At 42.0% G+C, this 21,472-nt stretch carries 15 protein-coding genes; 10 read left to right on the forward strand and 5 right to left on the reverse strand.

All coding sequences use genetic code 11. The features are described 5' to 3' along the window. Nucleotides 1-97 precede the first annotated feature (97 nt). The 4 genes from LHV68_00190 to LHV68_00205 form a co-directional block, all read right to left on the reverse strand. Complete coding sequence (locus LHV68_00190) at nt 98-1,093, reverse strand: DUF362 domain-containing protein (protein MCB4790287.1); 996 nt, start codon at nt 1,091-1,093, stop codon at nt 98-100. A gap of 246 nt (nt 1,094-1,339) precedes the next feature. Further along, nucleotides 1,340-2,098, reverse strand: a complete 759-nt coding sequence (gene tatC, locus LHV68_00195) for a twin-arginine translocase subunit TatC (protein ID MCB4790288.1) — start codon at nt 2,096-2,098, stop codon at nt 1,340-1,342. A gap of 52 nt (nt 2,099-2,150) precedes the next feature. After that, complete coding sequence (gene tatA, locus LHV68_00200) at nt 2,151-2,330, reverse strand: twin-arginine translocase TatA/TatE family subunit (protein ID MCB4790289.1); 180 nt, start codon at nt 2,328-2,330, stop codon at nt 2,151-2,153. A gap of 128 nt (nt 2,331-2,458) precedes the next feature. Beyond that, complete coding sequence (locus tag LHV68_00205) at nt 2,459-3,103, reverse strand: LysE family translocator (protein MCB4790290.1); 645 nt, start codon at nt 3,101-3,103, stop codon at nt 2,459-2,461. A gap of 458 nt (nt 3,104-3,561) precedes the next feature. Between LHV68_00205 and LHV68_00210 the strand changes: the two genes are divergently transcribed. Continuing rightward, nucleotides 3,562-3,852 (forward strand): BrnT family toxin, encoded by a 291-nt coding sequence (locus tag LHV68_00210; GenBank protein MCB4790291.1) that lies wholly within the window; start codon nt 3,562-3,564, stop codon nt 3,850-3,852. After that, nucleotides 3,824-4,054, forward strand: a complete 231-nt coding sequence (locus tag LHV68_00215) for a CopG family transcriptional regulator (protein ID MCB4790292.1) — start codon at nt 3,824-3,826, stop codon at nt 4,052-4,054. Before LHV68_00210 ends, LHV68_00215 begins: the two co-directional genes overlap by 29 nt. Before the next feature lie 91 nt (nt 4,055-4,145). On the opposite strand, the gene LHV68_00220 is transcribed toward LHV68_00215, so the two are convergent. After that, complete coding sequence (locus LHV68_00220) at nt 4,146-4,367, reverse strand: hypothetical protein (GenBank protein ID MCB4790293.1); 222 nt, start codon at nt 4,365-4,367, stop codon at nt 4,146-4,148. Between the two features lie 661 nt (nt 4,368-5,028). Between LHV68_00220 and LHV68_00225 the strand changes: the two genes are divergently transcribed. From LHV68_00225 to LHV68_00260, 8 genes are all read left to right on the forward strand, one after another. Beyond that, the gene (locus LHV68_00225; protein MCB4790294.1) at nt 5,029-10,872 is read left to right on the forward strand and encodes a T9SS type A sorting domain-containing protein; all 5,844 of its coding nucleotides are present in this window, start codon (nt 5,029-5,031) and stop codon (nt 10,870-10,872) included. Nucleotides 10,873-11,020: 148 nt separating this feature from the next. Beyond that, the gene (locus LHV68_00230; GenBank protein ID MCB4790295.1) at nt 11,021-12,586 is read left to right on the forward strand and encodes a carboxypeptidase regulatory-like domain-containing protein; all 1,566 of its coding nucleotides are present in this window, start codon (nt 11,021-11,023) and stop codon (nt 12,584-12,586) included. Between the two features lie 170 nt (nt 12,587-12,756). Beyond that, nucleotides 12,757-14,736 carry a S9 family peptidase gene (locus LHV68_00235; GenBank protein ID MCB4790296.1) on the forward strand — a complete coding sequence of 660 codons (1,980 nt, stop codon included), beginning with the start codon at nt 12,757-12,759 and terminating at the stop codon, nt 14,734-14,736. A gap of 138 nt (nt 14,737-14,874) precedes the next feature. After that, the gene (locus LHV68_00240; GenBank protein ID MCB4790297.1) at nt 14,875-16,056 is read left to right on the forward strand and encodes a permease; all 1,182 of its coding nucleotides are present in this window, start codon (nt 14,875-14,877) and stop codon (nt 16,054-16,056) included. Nucleotides 16,057-16,172: 116 nt separating this feature from the next. Further along, on the forward strand, nt 16,173-17,477 hold the full coding sequence (locus LHV68_00245; protein MCB4790298.1) for a PhoH family protein: 1,305 nt from the start codon (nt 16,173-16,175) through the stop codon (nt 17,475-17,477). A 67-nt stretch (nt 17,478-17,544) separates the two neighbouring features. Then, on the forward strand, nt 17,545-18,798 hold the full coding sequence (locus LHV68_00250) for an NAD(P)/FAD-dependent oxidoreductase (GenBank protein ID MCB4790299.1): 1,254 nt from the start codon (nt 17,545-17,547) through the stop codon (nt 18,796-18,798). Between the two features lie 250 nt (nt 18,799-19,048). Continuing rightward, nucleotides 19,049-20,356 carry a hypothetical protein gene (locus LHV68_00255; protein MCB4790300.1) on the forward strand — a complete coding sequence of 436 codons (1,308 nt, stop codon included), beginning with the start codon at nt 19,049-19,051 and terminating at the stop codon, nt 20,354-20,356. Between the two features lie 170 nt (nt 20,357-20,526). Beyond that, nucleotides 20,527-21,426 carry a hypothetical protein gene (locus tag LHV68_00260; GenBank protein MCB4790301.1) on the forward strand — a complete coding sequence of 300 codons (900 nt, stop codon included), beginning with the start codon at nt 20,527-20,529 and terminating at the stop codon, nt 21,424-21,426. The last annotated feature ends 46 nt before the right edge of the window (nt 21,427-21,472 follow it).

A 21,472-nucleotide genomic window follows, 5' to 3' on the forward strand; every position in this document is an offset into this window, starting at 1 on the left:
TCAATGTTAAAAATTTATAGATTGCTTCGTCATTACATTCCTCGCAATGACAACTCTAATGAATATTCAAGTGTAAAGATCTGTTGATAATACTACACTATGCAGTAAGTATTTTAATATTTGCTTCTTTAATGTTCATTTTGCCGAGCCCCATTTTATGAGCTATAGGGATACATTCTATATCCTCCGGTTTAAGCCCGAAAAGAGTTGTTGCATAAGAATCTGCAAGGACAGGGTCAGCGCTTGCTATGACCGTTTCTTTTTTTAAAACATCCTGCAGGTTCCCGCCTCTCGGCCCGTGGTTAAGGAGTATCCTGTAAGCGTCTATTATGGTAAGGTCGGGCTGGATGAACTTTGTGACTTCTACAAGTTTATCGCTGATATTCCAGTGCATGGAACCCCTGGAACCTCCGCAAACGCCCATAAGGTTTTTCATTGACAAAGTGAGCCTTGTCAGGCTGTGGTGTTTGGCTATAGGCACATTGATAAAGCAATCGCATTTGACCGCATCGCGGTACATGGGCCAGTCCGACATGGCAGCTCCGTCAGGAAATTGCCCTGGATAAAATTTCCAGTCATCTACAAAAGATACGGACCCGCCTGCTTTTTTTACGGCATCCTGTATGCCGCTGTTATTGTAGCTCATGCCGGCTTCGTTGCAGGTGAAATCAAACACCTTGACTGTTTTAGCCCCGGCTTCAAAGCACATCTTTACTATCTCTGAAACGACCTCGGGGTTGGTTGTTGCGGCATACTCAGGGGTCCTGTCCCAGCCGATGTTCGGTTTTACTACGACTGCCGCGCCTTTTTTAACGAACCTTTCCATCCCGCCCAGGGTTTGTACGGCTTTCCTTGTTATCTTGCCCGGGTCTTTGCCGGTAACGACTACCGCGTCATGTTCTGTTTTAACTATCATTTTTGTCCTGGGGGGGAGTTTCTCTGTAGTTTTGGCAAGGGCTTTTCTGACGTTGCTTGATGAAAAAAGAAGTGTTACAAGAAATGTGGCAGAGATCCTTAAAAAACTTTTCCTGGAATACTGCAATTTGAGGATCCTGTCTATAAATTCTTCCCAGAAAAAACCTTTTTTATCCATTTGGAACTCCTTCTCCCGCTTCGTGGGATATATTTTTAGGTTTAAATTACAGCGATATGTATATAAAATCAACTTCCAATTTCCTGTGGTTTGCCACAAGATTATAGGGTTGTCATTGCGAGGAATGAAATGATGAAGCAATCCCGCCATGGAGAGATCACTTCTCCCGCTTTACGGGATCGCGATGACAATACCGCTTGATACCTCGCTCTCTTGCCGCAGGGTGATTCTCTCAAATCAGGTAGATCAATCAACGTAATCAGAGATTGCAGGGTTTATCAGCAATCTTTTTTTTGTTTTTTCGATAAATACTACGGCTAAAATGCTTATTTCATAAAGCGCAAGCATAGGCAGGGCAAAAAGCATCATATTAAAAATATCCGTTGTCGGAGTAATTACGGCTGCAATGACAAGAAGCCCGAAAAAAGCCTCTTTCCTTTTTCTTTTCATAAAAGATGACCTTAAAATCCCTGCCTGGGCAAGGAACGCGGATAATACAGGCATCTCAAAGACCACTCCTCCTAGAAGGATTATAGACAGGATGAAAGATATATAGCTGTCCAGAGTGAACATGGGGTTTGCGATTTTTTTGGATAAATTCACAAGGAAGGTTAAGCCTGCGGGCAATATCACAAAATACGTAAAAACTATTCCCGCAAGAAAAAGCGTTATTATCGGTACGAGCCAGACAGTAAATGAGCTGGATATATTTTCCGGAAGGCCGGGTTTTACGAACTTCCATACCTGGTGAAATATCCCGGGGCTGCTTATTATGGCGCCCAAAAATAATGCGATCTTGAAATAGACTACGACTGCCTCGGTGGGTTTAAGGAGTATTAAATTATCTACGCTGTTCTTTAGGGGGGCTTTCAGCAGCTCAAAAAAATAAGATGATATAAAAAATCCGATGCCTGTTCCAATGGCAAGGTAGAGCAGGCATACAAAAAGGCAGGTGCGCAGTTCTTCCAGATGGTCAAGAATGGTCAGTTTTTTTAAATCAGGCATGTTGTAAACCTGATTACAGTGATATTTAAGGATTTATCACCGGAATCATTTTTTAGATTTTCTGCTCTTTATCGGTGTCATCGTCTTTTTCTTCTTCGCTGCTCACTGCTTTCTTGAATTCTCTTATAGATTTTCCGAGGGATTTGCCTATCCCAGGAAGTTTTGTCGAACCAAATAACAAAAGAGCGATAAGAAAAAGTACAAGTATTTCCTGAAATCCAAGCCCTAACATATAATCCTCCGGATTCATTGCAAATTGCAAAATGCAAAATGCAAATTTTAAAACATCACATATTTATTTGTAGTATCACTGTAATCTTGTCGTTAAATCACCGTAATCAGAGTTTGTTTTAACAAACTCTAGAATATTTTTACCATGGAATCAATGAAGAAATAAACGGCTAAACATGCAAGAAAGACACCCAGGAATATATTGATCCATTTTATGAACCTGTTTGAAATGAATTTTTTTGCCCAGCTGATAATGACCGCAAATAGGACCAGGTAAAATGCAAGCCCCATGGCTCCCGATATAACTACGATCAAAGTAAAGCTATAATGAGGCGACAGGTATAAGCCGATATCTGTGATCAGTTTTGCCGACAGGAGCCACCAGAAAATTATCACAGGGTTTGCAGCGCCCAGGGAAAGTCCTATCAAGAAAGACACGCGTTTGCTTCTCAAAATAAAGTGCTGCATATCTCCGATATGTATCCTGTTTGCGTGTCTAAAAGTATAAAATGCAAGTACCGCAAGGATCAAAGAGCTTGCAAGCGCGAAGAATCCCATGACAGTCTTATTCATGAGTAAAGGTACTATACCGAAAAAGGCAACGAATCCGTAAAACGAATCTGCAATGAAAGCTCCCGCTATTACCGCAAGGGCAGGTTTGATACGGTCATGCAAAGCGCGCTTTATAACTTCAACCTGCACCGAACCTGTAGGTATAGCGGCAAAGAGGCCAAGAATAAAAGAAACAAGAGCAAGCAAAGAAGCTTTAATCATGATGATCCTTAATACAGCGATTTCAAAGAGAGATTACGGTGATTAACTGCAAGATGCCAGTGATTATATATCGTTGATGTATCACTGTAACCGGTTTTATGATCACCACATCCTGATGTTTATATTATCCCGCCAAGTGGCGGGATGCCACGTTATTAAAAAGTCCCGCATAGAGCGGGATGATCCCTGCCAGAGGAGTTCCATATATATTATATTATTTTAAGATTTTTTTCCAATATATATAATCGTAGTCAGGCAATCAGATAATATGAACGATGTAGCCGAAGAAAGTGGAACGATTTAGCTTAGTAAGCCTTCTAAACCCGCCAGCTTCAGAGGCTGGCGGATGAAGTGGCAGGCGCCTTTGGCGCCCCGTTGTACGTAGTTTAAAATTTAGAAATTTAAAATAAATATGCCAATATGCATAATTATATGCTATAATATGCATAGGATTTAAAATGAAATTAGCTCATTTTGAATGGGATTTAGATAAGGATGCAATAAACCGACAAAAACATAATGTATCGTTTAGTCTTGCTCAACGTGCATTTGCTGATGTTAAACGTATTATATATGAAGATTTTAAACACAGTGATAATGAAAAGAGATATTATTGTTTTGGAAAAGTTGAAGATGAGATAATAACAGTCAGGTTTACGTATAGGGGGAATGTTATAAGAATTATAGGAGCTGGTTATTGGAGAAAAGGGAGAAAAATTTATGAAAAAGAAAATAACTTACACGGATGAGCCAATTGAAGGAAAAAGGATTAAAGATTTTATTCCTTCACCGGAGAATCTTCTGTTCAAGGAAGAAAATGTTAGAGTAACGATAACGTTAAGCAAAAGAAGTATAGAATACTTTAAGAGATGGGCTAATAGACAGCATGCACATTACCAGACTATGATGCGGAAAGTCTTAGATACTTATGCGATGCATCACGCCAAATAAGTTTGCAAGATTGATTTCCTTTATTCATTATCCTCTTTCTCTGCAGTGTTCACCCTTACCTGGCTCCATCCCCTATTTCGATTTGCTTAGTTTACAATATATTCCCTGCCCACAATTTTTCCAAAAAGATTCGCCACGGTAATAGAGAAATCTTTCCAATAACTCTCTCCCGTTCTTCATTGCATACTAAAATTGCTTTTTTTGGTTTCATTTCTTCAATAAAGGCATTTAATGGCCTTAAATCGGTATAGTTAATTTTTTTAGCGCTTTTTACTTCTATTGCTATCTCGCCTTCGGCAAGTATAAAATCCACTTCCAACCCGGATTTTGTCCTCCAGAAATTTATTGAATATTTTTTATCAGGAATATACTCTTGTTTAGTTTAACTATTTAGGAGTATACTACATTTTAGATATTATCAATAATTGGCACATTACAAAAAAGAACTCCCATTAAGGGAGTTCTTTTCACAGCGTACATAACTTTCAAAATATTTCTTCTTTCATATTCAAAGTCAAGAGTTGAGGTCTGACCCCATGACTGTTACAAAACCGCAGAGTCTAAGCGTCATTTAAATGAGGTTTTCGGATTTAATTTTTGAAGTATTTTAGAGACCAAGTTTGCCTAAGGAATTCCATTTGTTGGGCTATGCAAAAAGTAATATGGATATGAATGTATTCTTAGATTTAACATAAACTATAATCAAAATATTAATTAAGCTTCATGTTTATGCTTTTTTATTCAATAATTCCTTGAATAATAAAGTATTTTTGAGTGTGACTAAAGTCACAATTGTTCAAAAAAAAATATTTTTCAGAAAACTATGGTTATTTTCAATATGATTTACTATAATATTATAGTCAGAGCATAACTAAATTTATGACTTACTACCTAATATTAAGATGATGAAAATCAAGTATTTTATCACTATTTTGTTTTTTTTGATATTTCTTGCTGGCATATCGCATGCCGCAATGAATAAAGAAAACATTAGCCTAGCTAGCGGTGAAATAACCCTATCGCCAGACCAGGATACGACTATACAGGGAAGTATGACTGTGATCACTGCTAAATTGAGAAATAGCGGCGGCGATGCGACTACAATGGCGCTTCATAATGATGATGTATATGATGGGGCAGTTGATAATTATTCAAATTATCAATACGTAAATTTAGAGCAAAAGGTTGCTCAATCTTTTTACGCAACTAATCCTATCAGTTTTAAACTTTCGAAAATTTCATTAAGATGCAAAAGTTATTCTGTTATTGGAGGTGAGCTTAGGGTAGAATTAAGGGACAATAACGGAGGGAAGCCGGCAGGTACCTATCTTGAAAGAAAAATAATAACCGCTACGGACAATACAATAGACTGGAGAGACGCAACCGGATTTACTACCACACTGGCACCGGGAGTTCTTTACTGGATTGTAGTATATTCAGATGCATCCGATAATGAATGGAAGATTGGAGCTTACAATGTAAGTACTTTTTCAAGGGGGCAGGTTGCTAATATTCTGCAAGGTTATTCTGAACCTGACTGGACCCAACGGTCAAGTTACGACCTCTTGTTCAGGATAACCGGCTCTCCCCCTATACTGGTTCAATTCTATGACGGAGATCCTACTTCAGGCGGAGTCCAGATAAGTACTGACTCTACAATCTCTGCAGTCCCAAACGATGCGTTCGGCCGCAACGTATCAGTACCATGGCGGGCTCATCCCGGAGGCGACCATAGTATTTATGTAAAAACTACATATGCAGGGATAGATAGTATTACCCCGACTTCCAAAAGTTTTAGCATTTCTGTAGCCCCTCCTTCGGACATTAAGGACCTGACGGCATTAACTAAAACCGGGGGCAGGGCAAATTTGGGAGCAATTGATTTGCGATGGACGGCTCCGGGAGAAGACCTTTTAAGAGGGAAAGCTTCAGGTTATCTGCTGAAATATTCAAGCGCTGGTGTTATAACCAATGCAAATTTTGATGCTGTGCCTACGTACCCATTCAAGAACTTTCTTTCTACAAACTCCTACACTGCTGTTTTTGGAGGAGAGAAACAAACTATAACAGTCACAGGCCTGTCAAGAGGCACTACCTACTGGTTTGCCCTAAGGGCAAAAGATAATGACGGACCTCTGCCTAATGCGCAGGGAACGGATACTCACTGGTCAGTGTGGTATTCATCTACATCTCCAGATACATCTTCTACTCCTTATATTTATAATCGGCTGGAAGCTGCCGCGGCATATAATATATCTCCGAACCCTCCGACTAGTGTGGTTATAGTCGCATCGAAAACTGCGGAGGGGCTCGGCCAGATAAATCTTTCGTGGACCGCACCGGCCAACCCTGAAGATTATATAGGCTACAGGATATACTGCGATTCAATGTCACACAGCAGTTTTGTTCCCTCGAAGAGGTTTATAGCGGGAGAATCTGCCACTACTAAATTTTATCATACAGACCTGCAGCATTTTAATACTTACTATTACAGGATAGTGACTGTAGGGTGCGGGCCAATATTCTTAGAAAGTTCATATTCGACCGCTGTCTCGACTTCATGCAACCCGCCCTATATGCCTACAGGTTTTCACGGCACAGCCGTTTCAATAAACACGATACGATGGAACTGGTTTGACAGAGCCAACGACGAGCAAGGCTATAGGATAATAAATTCAACAGGCGGTATAGATGTTACTCTTAACAAAAACGTGACTTTCTGGATGGAACCGGGGCTATCCCTAAACACAGCATATACAAAATCTATCGTAGCCTATAATATATACGGCACAAGCCCGACAGTCGCTATATCAACAACCTGTTATACCCTTGCAAACCCGCCTATAATATCCCTGCCTGCCGGCCCGGGAGTAGATTTTGTCACTATTAATACTGTTAGACTCGCGTGGGACTCTAATTCAAACCCGGCTCCTGCTACCCGTTACGGTATAATACGTTCGACCGGACCCGGCCACTGGACAAGCACTACTACGTTAAAAGGGTTTAGCAATAATTGGATAGCTTCAAATTTCCTCGATACCGGGCTGACGCCTAATACCACTTACTTTTATAAGATAAGGGCTTTTAACGGGGACGGTATACCTACTAATTACAATATAGAATTAACTACAAGGACAAACCCCGGGTCGCCTCCGACTCCTACGAACTTTGGAGGAGTCGCTCTTTCAACAGGTTCAATACAATGGAAATGGGTGGACAAGTCAAGCGGTACTTCCACTGAAGCCGGTTTTGAGCTCGTTAAAGAAGATCCTCCGCCTCCGCCTCCCAATAAATTACTTGCTGCCAATGTTACATACTGGTCAGAACCGAGTTTATCGGTCAATAGTGCTTATACAAGGTATGTAAGAGCGTACAATGTTACCGGTTTTAGTGTCAGCGCTTCAAGCCTCATATATACCCTGGCCAACCCTCCGACCCAAAGTTATTTTCTGAATGTCGGATCTAACAGCATAACTATAACCTGGGACCAAAACAGTAACCCGATGGACAATACAAGCTGGAGGCTATTGCGTTCCCTTGACAATAAATTTGTAAATACGTCAACGATCAATCTCGTCGGCCTGGCTATAAGCACTTATACGGATACGAACAGCGGTGCAGGTTTAACGCCGATGACACAATACTGGTATAAAATAAAAGCTATTAACGGGAACGGCATCGGCACGGCCTATGACCATATATTAACAACAACCACAAAACCGGCCCTGCCAAAAGCTCCTGACAGGTTCGGAGGTATTGCCCTTTCGACAGGTTCTATTAACTGGGGATGGAGAGATAATTCAAAGATTACCAACAACCCCAAGGACAGAGAGCTGGGTTTTGAGGTAAGGCAGTTGATACCGGATACATTGAAAAAAACACTTAATGCTGACACAACTTTCTGGTATGAACCAAGCCTTCCCGGCCCTAATAAATTATATACCAGGTATGTAAAAGCGTTCAATGAAACAGGCTTTACCATAAGCGCTTCAAGCATGATATACACGCTTGCCAATAAGCCTCTTTCAAGCAGGGTGGCGGCGGGGTTAAAAGTAAGTTCCACTACCGTTCCCTTAAGCTGGTCGCAGAACTCAAACCCAACCGTGAACCCTGCTACACTGTATGGAATATTCAGGTCTTCGGATAATTTTCAAACAGATACTACAACTATCAGGAATTTCTCAAGCAATCCGCCGCTTACAGGATCTACATTCTTAGACACGAACCTCTTGCCGAACACCAGTTACTGGTACAAGCTATGCGCTTACAACGGCAACGGCATACCTACGGCTTTTGATGTAGTGGTAGCTACCAAAACCGACGATGCCCCTCCTATCGGCCCGGTAGATTTTCACGGACTGGCGGTTTCTACCACCTCTATCCGGTGGTTGTGGACAGATATCGCGACTAACGAACGCGGCTACAGGGTTATGTATAAGGTTTCAGGAAGCAGTGACCAGATAAAGATAAGTTTACCTGCAAACTCCACGTTCTGGTGGGAAAAGAGAGAAAACGGAAATCCGCTTACTTTGAATACTTCTTATTACAGGCAGCTGGAAGTCTGGAACAAACTGGGTTATAATGTTTCAAACTCCACTATAGCATTCACCCTTGCGCACCCGCCTACGGGAAGTTACTGGGTATCGGTGACATCGTATTCTATAAAGATGAAATGGGAAGCAAACCTGGACCCCAGCCATACGATATGGGGGATAATACGTTCCCTTGACCAGTTCAGCGCCAGCACCGTTACTGTCAGGGATTTCTCAAATAAACTTACAACTCTTAACTATACAAATACAGGGCTTCTTCCGTCCACGACCTACTGGTATAAAGTGCGAGCTTATAACGGCGACGGGGTGCCGACGACTTTTGACCTTATGTTTTCTACGGTAACAAACCCTGCTCCGCCTAATTGTCCGCAGAAGTTCATAGGCACGGCTCTTTCAACCTCGTCAATAAAGTGGGCTTGGACAAAGCCGAACCCTCCGAACTCTGAAAACGGGTTTAGAATAAGAAGCAGTACAGGAGCTTTGGTTTCCAGGGTTTCGGCAAATACGACTGCTTATGTTGAAAATAAGTTAGCTGTAAACACCCGGTATTCAAGGTATGCCGAAAGCTATAATATTACTGCTTCAAGCCGCAGCAACACGGTCTTAAGGTATACCCTGGCAAGGCCTCCTACGGGAAGTTATATAATAAATGTCTCTCCTTTAAAGGTAACGATAGGCTGGAAGGTAAACGGCAACCCCGCGTACACTTCTTTCGGCCTTGTAAAGTCAACAGACAGCTTTACTCTGAGCAGTACTACGATTTTAGACTTTAGCGATACCTATAATACTACCTATTATATTGATACGGATGTTGTCCCTGCCACGACTTACTGGTACCTGGTGTGTGCCTATAACGGTGACGGGATCCAGACTCTGTACGACAGGTTAATATCCACAATGACCCACCCCGGTACGCCTAAACCGCCTGCTGATTTTAAGGGTGTTGCGGTTTCTTCGACCGCGATAAAATGGAGCTGGACTAAATCAGCGTATGCCGACGGCTATTACATCAAAGACAGCAAAGGTAAAACAATGAACACAAAACAAACTCTTAAAGGCGACGCTACGTTCTATATAGAAAGTTCCTTAACCTACAATACCTCCTATTACAGGTATGCGTTAGCTTACAATATAACAGGGAGCAGCCCGAGCCTTCCTGCATCAAGGTATACCCTGGCGATCCCTCCGGATTTTTGGAAGACACATGGAAGCTCATCTACGTGGCATACTACAGACATAACCTGGAACAGAGAATGCGCAACCAGGCTTATGGTACAGATATCGACTTCTCCTACTTTTGACGTAAGCGTTACTACTTTAACCTGGGTGAATGAAGTCTCTTCAAGCCCGTATACAGTTCGTCATTTGTATCTGGGCTCAACTTATTATTTCGGGCTGTGGGGGTATAACGGCGACCAGCTGCCGTCCCAAACAAGGACCGTGATAAAAGGGTTTTCAAAAAACCTGCCGAAAGATATCGTAAAAATAATGCCTGAGCTCGGAGGCAAGCAGACCTGGTATGCTCTGATAAACAATACCCCTGTAAAGATGGAAGCAGTCGTACCGGCGCATACCGTAGAGATACCGGTCTATGTCATCATAACGCCTAACGCCATGAACAACCCCCAACTCGTAGATACTACTACCATAAATACCGCCAATCTAAAGATAAACAAAGAAGTGAACAGGAATATTTTTATTCCTTCTGTCACAGAGTTTAACATGTACGATTTTTACGGGAGCACGGTCGGCAGCTGGGCCAAGGATGTAACTATAACCCTATCGTACCCGGACGTAAATAATGACGCTCTAGTGGATGATACTGCAACGCAGTATAAAGTAAGAAACCTGTTCATGGCTTTCCTTGACCCTTTCTTAGAGTCCTGGACTGATGTTACCGGGCATGTGCATGATATCGTAAACAAAAAGCTTACAGCCGATGTATCCCATTTTTCCATGTATGCAATCGTGGCAAGCGGGCCAAGAGGCGGGTTTTACGCAAGGGTCTATCCTAACCCGTTCAAACCTAACAGCAACCTGGGCCACACGGTCATGACTTTCACAAGCCTTCAGGTAGGCTCGACTTTAAGGGTCTACACTATGACAGGGACTCTTGTCTATAAACTTGAAAATATAGAGTCGGTCGAGATAACCTGGGACGGGACAAACCAGTCCGGGAGGAAACTTGCCAGCGGGGTCTATATCTATGTGCTGTCGGATAAGACAGGGGCAACGATAAAGGATAAATTTGCAATAATCAGGTAATGATTGTTGAAATAATTCATAAGTCAGTAGTGTTGTCATTGCGAGCCGAAGGCGAAGCAATCTCGAAGTTAAATATATAGATTGCTTCGGCAAAAGGCGCCTCGCAATGACGTTGTTGGGTTGTCAGTAAGGATATTCATTAAATACAATGAAAAGATTTTGGTTGTTCATCATTTTAATAACTTTTGTCTTTGCAGGTGCTTCGTTCTGCGATGAGAGTATAAACGACAATGCAGGGACGTCAAGTGCCCAGTATTTAAAGATAGGCATCGGAGGAAGGCCTGCTGCGCTCGGGGATTCTTATGCGGCACTGTCGGACGACACTTTCGGGATTTTCTGGAACCCGGCAGGCGTAAACAGGATAAGGTCCCTGGATGCCGGCTTCATGTATAATTCCTGGTTAGCCCAGATATCGCAGGAAGTCTTTTCCATATCAGTGCCGTTCAGCCTGTTTAAAGAACCCGATAAGGCCCTTCAAGTCGATTCCTACGGTGATGTCATTGAAAGCACCGCGACCCTTGTGTTCAGGCCGCACAGCACAATTTCGTTCGGAGCGGTCTTTGTCAACATGCCGCCTATCCAGGGCTCGGATATTTACGGCAACTATACTAATTCCTATGATGCCTACAGCATGCTGCTGCTCCTGTCTTACAGTTCAAGGTTGATCAGGGACGGCCTGAGCTGGGGTGTAACCGGGAAGTATGTAAAAGAACAGATTGAATCCGAAAGCGCTGCAGGGGAATGTTTTGACCTCGGCCTTGCCTACACTTCCGATGATGAGAGGCTCCTGTTAGGTTTGGTCCTTCAAAACATGTTCGGTGAAATGAAGTTCGTACGGGAATCTTTCTCATTCCCCAGGAATGTGAAAGCCGGCGCAGGGTATTGGGCCCTAGAAGAAAAGCTTCTTCTTGTAAGCGATATAAACAAAGCTGTGGATGAGAACTTCAAATATAGTTTCGGCCTGGAGGGATGCCCTTACAAAGACATAACTTTAAGGAGCGGATGGCAGTCGGTAAACGCCGCCACTTTCGGGTTTGGCGTCAAGTACGAGTCTGCATTTTTTGATTACGCCTATGCGCCTTATGAGAACATCGGAGGCACGCACAGGATCTCGGCGCGGATAACATTCGATGCAAACCTGGGAATGGCTTTAAAGAGAAAACCGAAAGCAAAAGTCGAGGAAGTTGGCTTTTTGATCCATGATAGGGGCACTATCATAGGCAATGTCTCGGACAAGGACAACAATCCTTTAAAAGACATGATAGTAAAGATATCCAAAGACGACAGGGAAATAGAAAGGCTCAAGACCAAAGAGGACGGGTTTTATAAGACGACCGAACTACCTGTAGGCACCTATGAGGTCAAGGTCTGGGGTGAAGAATATGAGGCGGAGTACAAGAACGTCAAGATAGAGAATAAGACGGGATTCGTTGCCAACTTCAAGCTTCTCCCGCCTAAAAACGAGAACTACATAATCGGCATGATAGTCGATGCCAACGGCCAGGCTTTAAAGGATATAGTAGTCAAGGTTTCTATTAAGAAACAAGAGGTGACAAGGCTTATAACAGACAGGGACGGAACTTATAAGACGCCTGACCTGCCTTACGGAGTTTACGAAATAAAAATATGGAAACAGGATGAAGATAAAGCGATAATAAAAAAATGCAGCGTTAGAAGAGGAAAGCCCACTCAGCTGGATATTACGTTTGAATAAAATAAAGTTAGGCCGCTAAAGGCGGCCGTACTAAAATGCAAAATGCAAAATGAAAAATTCAAAATTGAGGTGTCCCGCTTTGCGGGACTTATTTGAATTATCCCGCTTTAGCGGGATACAATAATTTTGCATTTTGCAATTTTCATTTTTCATTTTCTTTACATCAAATTATGGTTAAAAAATTCATACGGCCTTACGGCTCCTGGAAATCCCCTCTAACATCAGATCTGATCGTATCTGAAACAGTTAAATTGAGCGAGATAAATATTGACGGTAACGATGTGTATTGGCTGGAGAACCGCCCCTTCCAAAACGGCAGGAACGTTATAGTCAGGCTTGACGAGAACGGCAACATAAAAGACTCTATCCCCAAGGGTTTTAATGCAAGGACAAGGGCCCATGAATACGGCGGGGGGTCATACAAGGTAAGCAAAGGAGTTGTTTATTTTTCAAATTATAATGACCAAAGGATATACAGGTGCACCCCCGGCGACATTACGCCTCCCCAGCCGGTCACTCCGGAAGGGAATTACCGTTATGCGGACTTTGTAATAGACCAGGTGCAAAACAGGCTCATCTGTGTCAGGGAAGACCATACCTCCGGCAATTCAAACCCAACTAACAGTATCGTATCTATCTGTCTTGAAAAAGAAAACCCCGTAGAAGTCATAATCTCAGGCAATGATTTTTATTCTTCGCCAGGCATGAATTCCGACAATACGCATCTTTGCTGGCTTACCTGGAACCATCCGAATATGCCCTGGGATGGGACAGAATTGTGGGCCGGCCAGCTTTCAGCCGATGGAAAAATAGCTAAAAGCAAAAGGATAGCCGGTGCCAGAGGCGAATCAGTATTTCAGCCAAAATGGGATAGTGAGGGCTATATATATTTTGTTTCAGACAGGACAGGCTGGTGGAACCTGTACAGGTATAAAGACGAAAAGACCGAGGCCTTGTGCCCCATTGATGCAGAATTCGGCGCACCCCAGTGGGTTTTTGGCCTGTCCACCTATGCCTTTGTTACGGAAAACAGGATAATCTCCGCCTGCTCGAAAAACGGTGTCTGGAAACTGGGATTTATTAAAACAAGTGAAAAAAGGTTCGAATATTTAAAACTCCCGTACACAGAGGTATCAAGTGTTTGTTCCGCGAACAATTCGGTATATTTTATAGGAGGAAGCTTTAATTCGGCCTCTTCTGTAATCCAGCTCCGGATGGGTACCCTCGAAACTAAGGTCCTTAAGAGTTCAAATAAGATAAAACTCAATAATGAATTTATTTCTGAACCGGAAATAATAAAATACAAGACTGGAGATAACGAGGTTTCTCACGCTCTGGTCTATTTGCCTAAAAACAGGGACTATAAAGGACCGGAAGGGGAAAAGCCTCCTTTGATAGTAAAAACTCACGGAGGCCCGACATCGTGCGTTCAGACGTCCCTGTCTTTTGAAACCCAGTACTGGACAAGCCGCGGGTTTGCCGTTGCAGACGTCAATTACCGCGGGAGCACAGGCTACGGCAGGGAATACAGGCAAGCCCTGAACGGCAAGTGGGGAATAGCCGATGTCCAGGATTGCATAAATGCAGCAAAACACCTGGCCTCGTCCGGTATTGCTGACAAAAATTCATTGATAATAAAAGGCGGCAGTGCGGGCGGTTATACCACAATGTGCGCTTTGACTTTTCATGATACTTTTAATGCGGGGGTAAGTTACTACGGGGTAAGCGACCTGGATGCCCTGGCAAAAGAAACCCATAAATTCGAGTCCCGTTATCTTGATGCCCTGATCGGCCCCTATCCTGAAAAAAAGAATGTTTATTTTGAACGTTCGCCCATAAATTTTGCAAAAAAAATATCGTGCCCTATGCTTTTTTTTCAGGGGCTTGACGATAAGGTCGTTCCTCCCAGCCAGTCGCAAAGGATCTATGATGCCCTTTTAAAAAAAGGGCTGCCTGTAGCCTATAGCACATTTAAAGACGAACAGCACGGATTCAGGTCAAGCCAGAATATCAAGGCATGTTTTGAGGCCGAGCTTTATTTTTATTCAAAGATATTCAATATTAAAATACAGGATAAGATAAAACCGATAAAAATAGAAAATCTAAAAAAAGAAATCTCGAATAAGAAATCTCGAATTTCGAAAAAATAATCAATAAGACAAATAATCAAATCAGCAAAAGTAACAAAAGATTTTGTAGTTAAATTTTTTTGACTATTTGATATTTGAAATTGTCATTTTTTTTGAGATTCGTGCTTCGGATTTCGAAATTGTTAATAAGGAACATTTATGGCAATAGACCCTATCTGCGGCATGGCAGTAGATGAATCTACTAACTTGAAGATAGGACATAAAGGGCAGGTTTATTATTTTTGCAGCCAGCGGTGCCTGCAGAAATTTGCAGCGCAAAACGCTATACAGTATAAAAGCGATAAAGGCGCTTCCTGCCCCGTATGCGAGGAAAAAGCATTTAAGTGGTACAGGAATAAAGTCTTTATCGTTTCTTCCGTGCTGTTAATAATTACTGCCCTGTCATTTTTCATAGAGTTCCTTGAACCTTTCAGGTTTTCATTGTTCATGTATATAAGGATGATAGGGGCCGCTGTATTGATAGGATTGGCCATTGGCGGAGTTATAGACTATTATATACCAAGGGAATATATTTCAAAGATATTGTCCAAGCCCCAAAAACGGACTATCTTTATGTCTGTATTTTTAGGTTTTTTAATGACAGCCTGCAGTCACGGGATACTTGCTCTTGCCATACAGTTGTATAAAAAGGGGGCTTCGACACCTGCAGTGGTGAGTTTTCTTTTAGCCAGCCCGTGGGCAAATATGACTCTAACTATAATGCTTGTTGCGTTTTTCGGAGCAAAGGGGTTTTATATAATCATATCTGCTATTATCATTGCGGTCATAACAGGTTTTATATTCCAATTCCTTGAAGAAAAGGGCCTAGTAGAAACAAACCCGAATGCCGTTAGTGTCGATGAGAGTTTTTCGATACTAGCCGATATAAAAAAAAGATATGAAAATTACAGTCTTTCAGCTGAGAATCTATCAAAAGACTTAAAAGGAGTTTTTGAAGGCACCCTGTCGCTTTCAAACATGGTTCTTTGGTGGATACTTATAGGCATCGGGATAGCGAGCGTTACCGCAGCCTATGTGCCGCATTCTGTTTTTCATCAGTACATGGGGCCTACGTTTACGGGTTTATTGATCACGCTTGCACTAGCCACGATAATCGAAGTTTGTTCGGAAGGCTCAGCTCCTCTTGCCTTTGAGATTTACAGGCAGACCGGTTCGTTAGGCAACAGCTTTGTATTCTTAATGGCCGGGGTAGTAACGGATTATACGGAGATAGGGTTATTGTGGTCAAATATTGGCAGAAAAACCGCTGTCTGGCTGCCGATTGTGGCTGTGCCGCAGGTGCTGGTACTGGGAATACTTGCTAACTATTTGTTTAAATAATCTTTAGCGTAGAGCGTACAGCGTTTAGCGTACAGGAAAAACCAAAAATACAATTTATTTTGATTTTACTATCCGCTATCCGCTCTACGCTATCCGCTAATAAAAGGAGATTTCAAATGGTAAAGACTTTTATCATCGATACGAACGTGTTGATCCATGACCCGAACGCATTGGCGTCTTTTAAAGACAATAAGGTTATAATCCCGATGGCCGTGATAGAAGAACTGGACGGTTTAAAAAGTGTAAGCGACGAAAGAGGCCAGAGTGCGCGTTCGATCATAAGAAAATTGAATGCATTAAGGAGTAAAGGCAAATTATCAGACGGCGTTAAGCTTGACGGCGGAGGGGTGTTAAAAGTAGAGCTTGATCAGAATGTAAAACTGCCGTATGACTTCGTGACATCAAAGATCGACCACAGGATAATAGGTATCGCTTTGGAGATACAGAATAAAGGCGAGAAGCCGATATTTATATCAAAGGATATAAACCTGCGCATAAAGGCAGAGGCTCTCGGGCTTGAAACCCAGGATTACGAAAAAGCAAAGGTAAAGGTGGAAGAGCTCTACAAAGGGTGGCGGGAAATGACCCTTACCAGCGAAGAGATTGATTCTTTTTATAAGAACAAAAAGTTAAAGATAAACGGCGCATTCTTTCCGAATGAAGGCATTGTAATGAGAGAGGCTAATAGCGGCTCTAAGAGCGCCCTTGCAAAATACAGCGTCAAAGACAAGTTGTTTGTGCCTCTTTTCCATATAAACACTATCCCCTGGGGGATTAAACCTCTTAATATGGAACAACGGTTTGCAATCGAACTCTTGCTGTGCGACGATGTATCTCTTGTGACTTTGATAGGCGTGCCGGGCGCAGGCAAAACCCTGCTGTCGCTTGCCTGCGGCTTGCAGAAGATACTTGAGGAAAACAGGTACAGAAGGCTTCTTGTGGCACGGCCGATAGTCCCCATGGGCAAAGACATAGGGTATCTGCCCGGCACAAAAGAAGAAAAACTGACTTCCTGGATGGGGGCTATATACGATAATCTTGAATTTTTGCTTCAAGGGTCTCACCCAGGCCAAAAAATAGAAGATAATAATGTCGAGTATTTTACCCAGACAGGCAAACTTGAAGTTGAGGCTTTAACCTACATCAGAGGCAGGTCCTTGCCTGAACTGTTCATAATTATAGACGATGCCCAGAACCTTACCCCGCATGAGGTAAAAACCATAATCTCCCGTGCCGGTACAGGAACAAAGATAATCTTAACAGGAGACCCTTACCAGATAGACAACCCGTATCTGGACGCATCATCCAACGGATTGACCTATCTAGTCGAACATTTCAAGGGCCAGCCTATTTTCGGCCATCTGCAGTTCATAAAAAGCGAAAGAAGCAGCCTCGCGGCGCTGGCTTCGGAACTATTATAGTACCTCACTATCACCCCGGAGGTGGAAATATTACCACTTCCGGGGTGGTTACCGGGTTTCTAAAATTATGTTAAAAAATAATGAATATGATGTTGTTGTTATAGGTGCGGGTGCTTCGGGGATGATGGCTGCGGGGCGAGCGGGTGAACTTGGCAAGAAAGTACTGCTTATAGAGCGAAATGACGTTCCGGGCAAGAAGCTGCTTATTACAGGCAAAGGCAGATGCAACCTTACGAATACCGGGGACTTGAACGAATTTGTTGAAAGCTTCGGAAAGAACGGCAGGTTTCTGTACAGGGCTTTCAGTGAATTTTTTAACCAGGAGCTGATAGAATTTTTTAAAAAATACGGAGTAGAAACAAAGGTTGAACGCGGGGGGAGGGTTTTTCCCATAAGCGATGATTCAAACGACATAGTCAGGGCTTTGGAAAAATATTTAAAAAACAGCGGTGTTGCCGTCAGGTATAATTCAAGGCTGAAAGATGTTTTTGTAAAAGAAAATTCAGTAATAGGTATAAAACTGCACGATGAAACGGTTATAAGGGCGCCAAAGGCCGTAGTCGCTACGGGAGGCCTTTCATACCCGGCAACAGGCTCAACAGGGGACGGCTATGAGCTAGCCAGAAAATTAGCCCATACGGTCGTAGAACCGCGGGCCTCGCTTGTGCCGCTTGAAACAACAGAGAATTTCATAAAGGATATCCAGGGGTTGTCGTTAAAGAACGTAGAGGTATCCCTTTACAGCAATAACAAAAAAATAGATTCGGAATTCGGAGAAATGCTTTTTACGCATTTTGGAATATCCGGGCCTACGGTTTTAAAGATAAGCAATAAAGCAGTCGTTTGCCTGGATAAAAAAGAGAAAGTGGAAGTATCTATAAACCTGAAACCAAAACTTGACAGAGAAATCCTGGATAAAAGGCTTATAAGAGAGTTTGAAGAAAACAGTTTAAAGTCAATAAAAAACGTCATGAAAAACCTCCTGCCTCAAAGCCTGATCCCTGTTTTTATAAAACTACTTGCCCTGCCGGAAGATAAGAAATGCAACCAGATAAATTCAAATGAACGCACAAAAATAACGGGCCTCTTAATGGACCTCAGGCTGCATATAAAAAAGGCACGGCCGATAAGTGAAGCCATTATTACAAAGGGAGGAATAGCTTTAAACGAGATAGACCCGCACACTATGGAGTCAAAAATAATTAAAGGCCTGTATTTTTGCGGGGAAATCATCGACATAGACGGCTGTACGGGCGGCTATAACCTGCAGGCTGCATTTTCAACCGGATACCTGGCCGGAACTTATGTGGTAAAACTGTAAGGCTGAAAACAAAGGTAATATTTGTACATTATTTTTTTTGTTTCAATATAGCAAAGTAAAAGAAAGTATGATATAATATGGCAAAACATAATATAACATATTATTGTTTAATTCAACAAAAGCTTCAAAATAGACAGCCTTATCAAAAAAACAGGAGGTGATTAAATTATTTAAATAGGTAATACTACTATTTTTAGGGGCAATCAAATTGGTTTTTTATGGGGGAATTTATTTTTAGTAAGGAGGGAAAATGACGAAAAATGTAAAAAACTTGTTTATTTTAGCAGTACTTATCCTGGCTGGTAGAGGAATTATATTGGCAGAGCAAAAAAGAGTAGATCTAACCGTTGAAGACCTGTTATTTGCCGATGTTCAAAGTACTGGTGAGAGTAAGATCAGGATATTCGGTTATATGAATACCAATATTCAGAAAACGATAGGGGACCTGTCAGTTTCTAACGGGGTAACCCAAAAAACCGATGCACCCTTAGAATTCAGCACGCCTTATTTTAACCTGTTCATGAATACTGATATAAATGAAAAGCTGAACACTCATGTGATTTTAAAGATGACAGGAAGCGACCTCCTGGAAGTAAGGAATATGTGGGGTAACTATAAATTATATACTGATGTGTTTCAAATAAAGCTCGGCAAAATTTACAGGGATTTTGACCTTTACAACTCTAAGTTAGATGAAGTTCCTACATACCTGGGCATAGAACCGCCGGAACTTTTTGATACAGACCATCTGCTTATCCCCAGGCTTACAACGTTCAACATACACGGTGATTTAAAGAATAATGATATCATCTATTCGTACAGCGTAGCTACCGATAACGGAGAGGGCGGGCCCATTGAAAATTTAACTCCTCTTGGCTGGGATATAAGGGCAAATATCAAAGGTAAAACTGTAATCGGTTTTTCAGGCTATGTTTCAAGCATTGGAAGCGGCAAAGCTGTCCCTGATATCGCGGTTGGCGACGGCTCCCCAAAGAACGGTGTCTTGCCCTGGATGGCAAATGACGATTATAAAGTTTTCGGAGGCTTTGCACAAACTGAGTATAGAAGTTTTCTATTAAGCGTAGGGTACTATCAGGCAGACCATAAAGCTCAAAGAAACCCGGCGGACATTATAACAATAGTCAATGCCACTAGTTTAAACCAAACACAGAGAGAAAGGTTCTTTGGAGCAAATGCATCAAAGGCCGATGCTGCCCTGACTACGGCAGACGTTGTTACGGATGCCCCTTATTTAATTCAAACAGGGTATCTTGAGCTCGGGTATTTTATTGAGACAAAGTACGGCGAAATCGCGCCATATTTATTTTGGGACTGGATGCAGGATCCTGAAGTAATCGCTAAAAAGAAATACGGCGGGGACAATGAATGCGGCATTGCAGATAACGGCGTATTTTATAAAAGCACTATAGGAGTAGTTTACAGGCCGACTAAAGATATGGCTGTTAAACTGGATACCAGTACTCACTATCAGAAATATAACGGCAAAGACGAATCTTACCCGGAAATACGCGGTGATGTATCGTTCCTTTTTAAATAGTTTTTGTATTGTTGAAAAACAAACCCCAGGATAGGACCTATCCTGGGGTTTGTTCATGTGGAACCCCTTCGGCAGGAGCTGGACTTCGTATTAAATAATAGAAACACTGAAGGAACTCAGCTTGACGATTATATATTAAATTAGTAGAATTTCAGTCAGGAGGGTAGTATATGAATGATCATAAAGAAGTCCAGTTCGCTCAATTGCTTGACATGAACAGTACTACCGCCGTTTTTGAAGAAGTAAAATATAATTTTATCCATTACTATCCTATACGAGAATTCCTCGAAGTCAGGGCTGCATTTAAATGCTTTAATGACCTCTACGACGGAAACTATCCCGGTTACGGAAAATGCAAGACCAAATATCATGACAAGATACACACCACGGATGCGCTTCTTTCCATCTCCAGGCTCATAGACGGCTATAACCTGGAAAACCGTACTAAACTGCAACTTAGCAGGGTAAAGACCGCCTTGATAGCCAGTATCTTTCATGATACAGGATATATCCAGAAAATAAGCGATAAAACAGGCACCGGAGCTAAATATACCTTAAGCCACGTAGAAAGAAGCATTGAATTCTTAGGAAAATATTATAAGATAGTAAAATTTTCCAGGCAGGATTATCTGTCCGCAAAGAACATGATAAGTTGCACAGGCCTTATGACAAACCTTGCCACAATCCTTTTTAAAGATAAATCCGAGAGGCTGCTTGGGTATATGCTCGGCACCTCTGACCTTCTGGGCCAAATGGCTTCAAGGACATACCTTGAGCGGCTCACACATCTTTACAAAGAATTCAAGGAAGGCCATGTGAAAGGGTATTCCTCAGAATTTGACCTCTTAAAAAAGACATTGAAATTCTATGATACTATTAAGATAAGGCTGGAAAAAGATTTTGAGAACGTTGACAGGTATGCGCAAACTCATTTTAAATACAGGTATGGCATAGATAAAAACTTATATCATATAGCTATCTTAAGGCAGCTTCACCATTTAAAAAATATAATAAAAAGCGGTGAAGGCAGTTACAGGGCATTTCTAAAAAGGCAATCAGGAATATCGTAGTAAAAAATTTAAAAATCAAAATATATAATGAAAAATTGAGGTGGCC

This window comes from Candidatus Liberimonas magnetica (genome assembly GCA_020523885.1).
GTDB lineage: Bacteria > Elusimicrobiota > Endomicrobiia > Endomicrobiales > JAFGIL01 > Liberimonas > Liberimonas magnetica.

Bases quoted from the DNA above. Each gene is read 5' to 3' on its own strand.
- LHV68_00235 (MCB4790296.1), top strand. From the start codon at position 12,757: ATGGTTAAAAAATTCATACGGCCTTACGGCTCCTGGAAATCCCCTCTA.
- tatC (MCB4790288.1), bottom strand. From the start codon at position 2,098: ATGCCTGATTTAAAAAAACTGACCATTCTTGACCATCTGGAAGAACTG.
- tatA (MCB4790289.1), bottom strand. From the start codon at position 2,330: ATGTTAGGGCTTGGATTTCAGGAAATACTTGTACTTTTTCTTATCGCT.
- LHV68_00255 (MCB4790300.1), top strand. From the start codon at position 19,049: ATGACGAAAAATGTAAAAAACTTGTTTATTTTAGCAGTACTTATCCTG.
- LHV68_00205 (MCB4790290.1), bottom strand. From the start codon at position 3,103: ATGATTAAAGCTTCTTTGCTTGCTCTTGTTTCTTTTATTCTTGGCCTC.
- LHV68_00230 (MCB4790295.1), top strand. From the start codon at position 11,021: ATGAAAAGATTTTGGTTGTTCATCATTTTAATAACTTTTGTCTTTGCA.
- LHV68_00225 (MCB4790294.1), top strand. From the start codon at position 5,029: ATGAATAAAGAAAACATTAGCCTAGCTAGCGGTGAAATAACCCTATCG.
- LHV68_00215 (MCB4790292.1), top strand. From the start codon at position 3,824: ATGAAAAAGAAAATAACTTACACGGATGAGCCAATTGAAGGAAAAAGG.
- LHV68_00240 (MCB4790297.1), top strand. From the start codon at position 14,875: ATGGCAATAGACCCTATCTGCGGCATGGCAGTAGATGAATCTACTAAC.
- LHV68_00190 (MCB4790287.1), bottom strand. From the start codon at position 1,093: ATGGATAAAAAAGGTTTTTTCTGGGAAGAATTTATAGACAGGATCCTC.
- LHV68_00210 (MCB4790291.1), top strand. From the start codon at position 3,562: ATGAAATTAGCTCATTTTGAATGGGATTTAGATAAGGATGCAATAAAC.
- LHV68_00260 (MCB4790301.1), top strand. From the start codon at position 20,527: ATGAATGATCATAAAGAAGTCCAGTTCGCTCAATTGCTTGACATGAAC.
- LHV68_00245 (MCB4790298.1), top strand. From the start codon at position 16,173: ATGGTAAAGACTTTTATCATCGATACGAACGTGTTGATCCATGACCCG.
- LHV68_00250 (MCB4790299.1), top strand. From the start codon at position 17,545: ATGTTAAAAAATAATGAATATGATGTTGTTGTTATAGGTGCGGGTGCT.